Genomic DNA, 6,821 nt, shown 5'->3' with positions numbered 1-6,821 from the left:
TCCCCGTGCCCGCTCGCGGAGCACGGGGAAGCGGGCTCAGCTCTTCTCGCCCTCGCCCTCCGCCCCCGCGGCCTCCCGCACCGGCTCGACCAGCACCGTCACGATCCGGTTGCGCCGCCCCGCCGGGGACTCGGCCGTCAGCCGCAGCCCGGTCAGCGCGGGGTCCAGCCGGTCCTCGGTGACGTCGACGGTCGTTGTCGCGCCCGCGATCGGCACCCGGCCCAGCGACTTGGCCAGCAGCCCGCCGACCGTCTCCACATCCTCGTCGTCCAGCCCGGCCAGCCCGTACAGCTCGCCGAGGTCGCCGAGGTCGAGCCGGGCCGTGACGCGGTAGCAGCCGTCGCCGAGATCCTCGACGGGCGGCAGCTCGCGGTCGTACTCGTCGGTGATCTCGCCGACGATCTCCTCCAGGATGTCCTCGATCGTCACGATCCCGGCCGTGCCGCCGTACTCGTCGATGACCACCGCGACGTGGTTGCGGTCCTGCTGCATCTCGCGCAGCAGGTCACCCGCGTTCTTGGTGTCCGGGACGAAGGCGGCGGGCCGCATCGCGGTGGACACCAGCTCCGTCTCGGCCTCCCGGCTGATGTGCACCTTCCGCGCCAGGTCCTTGAGGTAGACGATGCCGACGACGTCGTCCTCGTTCTCCCCGACGACCGGGATCCGGGAGAAGCCGGAGCGCAGCGCCAGCGTCAGCGCCTGCCGGATGGTCTTGAACCGCTCGATCGTGATCAGATCCGTGCGCGGCACCATCACCTCGCGCACCAGGGTGTCCCCCAGCTGGAAGACGGAGTGCACCATCTTCCGCTCCTCCGCCTCGATCAGCGACTCGCGCTCCGCCAGGTCCACCAGCGCGCGCAGCTCCGCCTCGCTGGCGAACGGGCCCTTGCGGAAGCCCTTGCCCGGGGTGAGCGCGTTGCCCAGCAGGATCAGCAGCTGCGGCACCGGGCCGAGGATCCGGGCCAGCGGGACGAGGACGTACGCCGCCGCCGTCGCGGTGTTCAGCGGGTGCTGGCGGCCGATGGTGCGCGGCGAGACGCCGATCGCGACATACGAGACCAGGACCATGGCCACGATCGCGACCGTCAGCGCCTCCCAGTTCACCTCGAAGGCCCGCAGACAGGCGTAGGTGACCAGCACCGCAGCCGCCATCTCGCTGGCCACCCGCAGCAGCAGCGCCAGATTCAGATAGCGGGTCGGGTCGGCGGCGACGGCGGCCAGCCGGGCGCCGCCGCGCCGCCCCTGGCGGACGGCCTCCTCCGCGCGGTAGCTCGTCGTCCGCGCCAGGCCCGCCTCCGCGCACGCGGCCAGCCACGCCACGATGACCAGCAGGACGGCGGCCGCGCCCAGCTGGGCCGTCACGGTGCTCACCACCCGCTCCCCGTGCCGCTCCCCGTGCCTCTCGCCGGGCTCATGAGGTCGTGGTCGGGGCCGGGGAGGGCCCCTGAAGACCGTGCTCGGCGCGCCAGCCGTCCACGATCGCCGACTGCAGGCCGAACATCTCGGCCCGCTCGGCGGCCTCCTCGTGGTCGTACCCCAGCAGATGCAGCACGCCGTGCACGGTGAGCAGCTGCAGCTCCTCGTCCATGGAGTGCTGGGTGGGCGCCTCGGCGCCTTGCCGCTCCGCGACCTCCGGGCACAGCACGACATCCCCGAGCAGGCCCTGCGGGGGCTCCTCCTCGTCCCGGGACGGCGGGCGCAGCTCGTCCATCGGGAAGGACATCACGTCGGTGGGCCCCGGCAGGTCCATCCACTGCAGATGCAGCTGCTCCATGGTGCCGGGGTCGACGACGATCACTGACAGTTCGGAGAGGGGGTGGATGCGCATCCGGGCCAGGGAGTAGCGCGCGATGTCGAGGAGGGACTCCTCGTCGACCGCCCGGCCGGACTCGTTGTTGACGTCAATGGACATGGTGCGGGTGGCTGACTTCCTGGGACGGGCCGTTGTCGTAGCGTTCGTATGCGTCGACGATACGGCCCACGAGCTTGTGCCGGACCACGTCCGTGCTGGTGAGCTGCGAGAAATGCACGTCCTCCACGCCGTCCAGGATCTGCTGGACCTGGCGCAGGCCGCTCTTCGTACCGCCCGGCAGGTCGATCTGGGTGACGTCCCCGGTGATGACGATCTTCGACTCGAACCCGAGGCGGGTGAGGAACATCTTCATCTGCTCGGGGTTCGTGTTCTGCGCCTCGTCGAGGATGATGAAGGCGTCGTTGAGCGTCCGGCCGCGCATATAGGCCAGCGGCGCCACCTCGATCGTGCCCGCCGCCATCAGCCGGGGGATGGAGTCCGGGTCGAGCATGTCGTGCAGGGCGTCGTACAGCGGGCGCAGATACGGGTCGATCTTCTCGTACAGCGTGCCGGGCAGGAAGCCGAGCCGCTCGCCCGCCTCGACCGCCGGGCGGGTCAGAATGATCCGGTTGACCTGCTTGGACTGCAGGGCCTGCACGGCCTTGGCCATGGCGAGATACGTCTTGCCGGTGCCCGCGGGGCCGATGCCGAAGACGACCGTGTGCTTGTCGATCGCGTCGACGTAGCGCTTCTGGTTGAGCGTCTTGGGGCGGATGGTGCGGCCGCGGTTCGACAGGATGTTCTGGGTGAGCACCTCGGCGGGTGTCTCGTCCGTGGCGCCCGTGCCGTTCTGCTGGTTGCGCAGCATCGCGATGGAGCGCTCGACCGCGTCCTCCGTCATCGGCTGGCCGGTGCGGAGCACCAGCATCATCTCGTCGAACAGGCGCTGGACGAGGGCCACTTCGGCGGGCTCCCCGGTCGCGCTGATCTCGTTCCCCCTCACGTGGATGTCCGTCTCGGGGAAGGACTTCTCGATCACGCGCAGCAGGGAATCTCCCGAGCCGAGCACGGTCACCATGGGGTGCTTGGCCGGCACGGTGAAGCGGGCGGTCGCCGTCTCTGGGTGGGTTGTCTGCGTCATGGGCGGCCTCTGGGGCCAGCTCATCTCCCTCTCTGCGCTGGTGTCCTCTGGGCTTCCAGCCTACGACGCCCCCCTGACACCGCCGCAGGGGTTTTCACGCGCGGACTCGGTGGAAGCCTGCAGGCATTTCCGCGAGCGGGCATAAGGGGTTTCGCCATGATCACCACAGACTTCGTGCCGGGTTCCCCTTGCTGGGTCGACCTCACGGCGCCCGACATCGACGCCGCGGGGGAGTTCTACGGCGCGGTGTTCGGCTGGGAGCTGGACCGCGTCACCGAGCGGTACGGCTTCTTCCGGCAGGACGGCAAGGCCGTCGGCGTGGTCGGCCGGATACACAACGGCGCAGGGCCCGGCTGGACGCCCTACTTCAGCGCCCCGGAAGCGGACGCCGCGGCCGCCGCCGTGCAGGCCGCCGAGGGTACGGTGCGCACCGCCCCGTACACCATGGGCGACGAGGGCCGGCTGGGGCAGTTCACGGACCCGCTGGGCGGGCGGTTCGGCGTCTGGGAGCCGGGGCAGGTGCCCGGAATGGAGGCCGCTGACACGGTCGGCACCCTGTGCTGGACCGAGCTGTGCACCAGCGACCTGGCGGCGGCGACGGACTTCTACGTCAAGGTCTTCGGCTGGCAGACCCAGGACATGGCGATGCCGGGCGGCGAGGGCACGTACCGGCTCATCACCCCCGCCGGGCTGGGCGAGGACCGGGCGGCGGGCGGCGCCGTGGAGATGCCGGCGCAGGAGCTGCCCGGCGGCACCGCGTACTGGCAGCCCGCGTTCGCCGTGGCGGACTGCGACGCGACGGCCGCCAGGGTCACCGAGAGCGGCGGCAGGGTCACGCTGGGCCCCGAGTACGCGGAGGGCGTCGGCCGCTTCGCGGTGTGCACGGACCCGAGCGGCGCCCCGTTCGTCCTGCTGCCCCCCTCGAAACCGGCCTGAGCGTGGCCGCTGCCCTCCGCAGGGCACGGGCCCGGGGCAGCCCCGGCCCGTGCCCTGCGGACTGCGGCGGTCGCCGTGGCCGGTCGCGCAGTTCCCCGCGCCCCTGAAGCGCCCCTGCGGGGCGCCAGGGCGCGCCCCGCAGGGGCGCGGGGAACTGCGCGCGCAACCACCGACACACCCGCACCCTGCGACGAACAGCAAGGGGCACCCCGGACCCAGCCCGGAGCGCCGACAGCGCGCTAGTAGCCCGACCGTCGCAGAATGCGCTCGGCGACCGACGCGGAGTCGACCAGCGGATGCAGCGCCAGGGCCCGCAGCGCCGCGCGGTGCGAGCCCTCGGCGCCCGCCTCGACCGCCGCCCGCTCCACCGCCTTGAGCTGGAGCATCAGCCCCAGCTCCGCCTCGCCCAGCGCAGCGCCCGGCAGCGGGCGCGGTCCGCCGCCGTCCACCTCGCAGACGGTCTCCACGATCGCGTCGTCCGGGAGCGCGGGCACGGTGCCCGCGTTGCGGACGTTCAGGATCAGCCGGGCGCCCTCCCTTCGCGAGCGCCCCGAGAGCGCCCGCATCAGGGCGAGGGCGACCTGGTCGTAGCCGCCGCCGTCCAGATCGCAGCTCTCCCGCTGCCAGCCGCCGGTGGCCTCGCGGCTCTCGGCCATGTACGTCTCCTCGCGCTCCAGCCGGGTCCGCTCCCACAGCTCGCGCACGGCGGCGGGATCGCCGGTCAGCGGTGCGGCGCGAGCGAAGAAGCCGCCCTGCTGCTGGTCGAGGAACGCGCCGCGGGTCTCGGCGGCCGCCTGGACGGACGCGAGCGTCTCGCGCCGGAAGTAGTAGTAGTGCAGATACTCGTTGGGGAGGATCCCCAGGGCGCGCAGCCACTCGGCGCCGAAGAGCTTGCCCTCCTCGAAGGAGGTCAGCGCGTCCGGGTCGGCCAGCAGCGCGGCCAGCAGGTCGCGGCCGTCCGCGTCGCGCAGGGAGGTCAGCCAGCCGAGGTGGTTGAGCCCGGTGTAGGCGTAGGTCACCGCGTCCGGGTCGGCCCCGGCGGCGCGCGCCGCCCTGCGCACCAGGCCGACCGGTGAGTCGCAGATGCCGATGACGCGCTCGCCCAGCACCCGGGACATCGCCTCGGTGACCATCCCCGCGGGGTTGGTGAAGTTGACGACCCAGGCGTCCGGCGCCAGCGCCCGCACCCGCTCGGCGATCCGGAGGGCGACGGGGACGGTGCGCAGCGCGTAGAGCACGCCGCCGGCGCCGACCGTCTCCTGGCCGAGCACGCCCTCCGCGAGCGGCACCCGCTCGTCCTGTACGCGGCCCGCCGTGCCGCCCACGCGGATCGCGGAGAAGACGAAGTCCGTGCCGCGCAGCGCCTCGTCCAGGTCCTCGGTGACCCGTACCGCCGGGGCGCCCGGTACGCCCTCGGACTGGGCGGACAGGACGGACGCGACAACGGCGAGCCGGGCCGGATCCGTATCGTGCAGCACCAGCTCCGTGCAGTCGCCTCCGGCCAGCAGCGAGCGGTGCACCAGGGGGACGCGGAAGCCGCCCCCGCCGAGAATCGTCAGCCTCATGAGGCGGAACGTACCGCACCCGGCACGGCTGTTCCGGGGTGCGCTGTCACCGCGAAGGACTAGGGTCGGCCGTACCGCTGGTGTGGCACCCGACTGGCACCGAACCCGCGGTACGGACCCCGCTCCAGAGCCCCGCCGGACAGGGAGAGCACGGTGAGCACGCGTAACATCCTCGGCCCCAGGGCGCGCCGTCAGCAGTGGTTCGACCCGCTCGCGGCGCTGCGCGCCGCCGGGGACCCGGAGTGGGACGTCTATCTGACGGGCACGGTGTTCCTGGACATCATCTTCACCGGGCTCGACTCCGCGCCCGTGCGCGGTACGGAGTCCTGGGCGCGCGGCATGGGGTCGAGCCCCGGCGGCATCGCGAACATGGCCACGGCGCTGGCCCGGCTCGGCCTGCGCACCTCGCTGGCCGCCGCCTTCGGGGACGACATGTACGGCGACTACTGCCGGGAGGCGCTGGAGAGCGGCGAGGGCATCGACCTGTCCTTCTCGCACACCGTGCCGGGCTGGCACTCGCCGGTGACGGTCTCCATGGCGTACGAGGGCGAGCGCACGATGATCTCGCACGGGCACGAGGCCCCGCCCAAGGAGACCGCCGGGTACGACCCGGAGGCCCCCGAGTGCCCGCCGCGGGCCCGCGCCTGCGTCTCCTCGCTGGTGCCGGGGCGCCCGCAGGAGTGGATCGCCACGGCGGCGCGGCGCGGCAGCCGGGTCTTCGCCGACATCGGCTGGGACGAGACGGGCAGCTGGGACCTGGCGGCGCTCGCCGAGCTGGGCGACTGCGAGGCGTTCCTGCCGAACGCGGCAGAGGCGATGCGCTACACGCGGACGGACTGCCCGCGCGCCGCCGCGCACGCGCTGACGGCGTATGTGCCGCTCGCGGTGGTCACCCTGGGCGCCGAGGGGGCGTACGCGGTGGACGGGCGCACCGGTGAGACGGCAGAGGTCCCGGGCATCGCGGTGGAGGCCCTGGACCCGACGGGCGCCGGGGACGTGTTCGTCGCGGGCTTCGTCACCGCGAGCCTGGCGGACTGGCCGCTGGCGGACCGGCTGGCCTTCGCGGGGCTGACGGCGGCGCTGTCGGTGCAGGAGTTCGGCGGTTCGCTGTCGGCGCCGAGCTGGGCGGAGGTCGCGCGCTGGTGGCACCTGGCCCGGGAGCGCTGCGCGGAGTACCCGCGCTTCGCCTTCCTGGACGCGCTGCTGTCCGGCTACGAGTGCACGGCCGTCCCCCGCCGGGCGGTCCCGACGCTGGGATTCCGGGCGGGGTGAGACGGGCCGGGAGCGGTCCGGAACGTTTTGCGAAGTGTTGATTCTCCGCGCGTAGAACCCTGGCGCGGCCCGCTGCTACGTTCCTCGCGTCGCCCTCCCGGAGCCCCCGGCACCC

Annotated in this window: 6 protein-coding genes; 2 read left to right on the top strand and 4 right to left on the bottom strand. The window is 73.1% G+C overall.

Features of this window, described 5'->3' with window-relative positions:
- Nucleotides 1-36: 36 nt before the first annotated feature.
- The 3 genes from G5C65_RS04710 to G5C65_RS04700 are packed head-to-tail and all read right to left on the bottom strand — an operon-like array spanning nucleotide 37 to nucleotide 2,933.
- On the bottom strand, nucleotides 37-1,362 hold the full coding sequence (locus tag G5C65_RS04710; RefSeq protein ID WP_165297327.1) for a CNNM domain-containing protein: 1,326 nt from the start codon (nucleotides 1,360-1,362) through the stop codon (nucleotides 37-39).
- A gap of 49 nt (nucleotides 1,363-1,411) precedes the next feature.
- The gene (gene ybeY / locus G5C65_RS04705) at nucleotides 1,412-1,912 is read right to left on the bottom strand and encodes an rRNA maturation RNase YbeY (RefSeq protein WP_165297324.1); all 501 of its coding nucleotides are present in this window, start codon (nucleotides 1,910-1,912) and stop codon (nucleotides 1,412-1,414) included.
- Nucleotides 1,902-2,933, bottom strand: coding sequence for a PhoH family protein (locus G5C65_RS04700; RefSeq protein ID WP_165297323.1), 1,032 nt, complete (start codon nucleotides 2,931-2,933; stop codon nucleotides 1,902-1,904). Before G5C65_RS04700 ends, ybeY begins: the two co-directional genes overlap by 11 nt.
- 156 nt (nucleotides 2,934-3,089) lie before the next feature.
- Between G5C65_RS04700 and G5C65_RS04695 the strand changes: the two genes are divergently transcribed.
- On the top strand, nucleotides 3,090-3,869 hold the full coding sequence (locus G5C65_RS04695) for a VOC family protein (RefSeq protein ID WP_165297322.1): 780 nt from the start codon (nucleotides 3,090-3,092) through the stop codon (nucleotides 3,867-3,869).
- Between the two features lie 239 nt (nucleotides 3,870-4,108).
- On the opposite strand, the gene G5C65_RS04690 is transcribed toward G5C65_RS04695, so the two are convergent.
- Nucleotides 4,109-5,434 (bottom strand): family 4 glycosyl hydrolase, encoded by a 1,326-nt coding sequence (locus G5C65_RS04690; RefSeq protein ID WP_165297321.1) that lies wholly within the window; start codon nucleotides 5,432-5,434, stop codon nucleotides 4,109-4,111.
- A 153-nt stretch (nucleotides 5,435-5,587) separates the two neighbouring features.
- Between G5C65_RS04690 and G5C65_RS04685 the strand changes: the two genes are divergently transcribed.
- Nucleotides 5,588-6,706, top strand: coding sequence for a carbohydrate kinase family protein (locus G5C65_RS04685; RefSeq protein WP_338146231.1), 1,119 nt, complete (start codon nucleotides 5,588-5,590; stop codon nucleotides 6,704-6,706).
- Nucleotides 6,707-6,821 lie beyond the last annotated feature (115 nt).

It is taken from the genome of Streptomyces boncukensis, from assembly GCF_011045075.1.
GTDB lineage: Bacteria > Actinomycetota > Actinomycetes > Streptomycetales > Streptomycetaceae > Streptomyces > Streptomyces boncukensis.
Note: the sequence above shows the minus strand (reverse complement) of the source record. Positions and strands in the feature narration are given on the sequence as shown.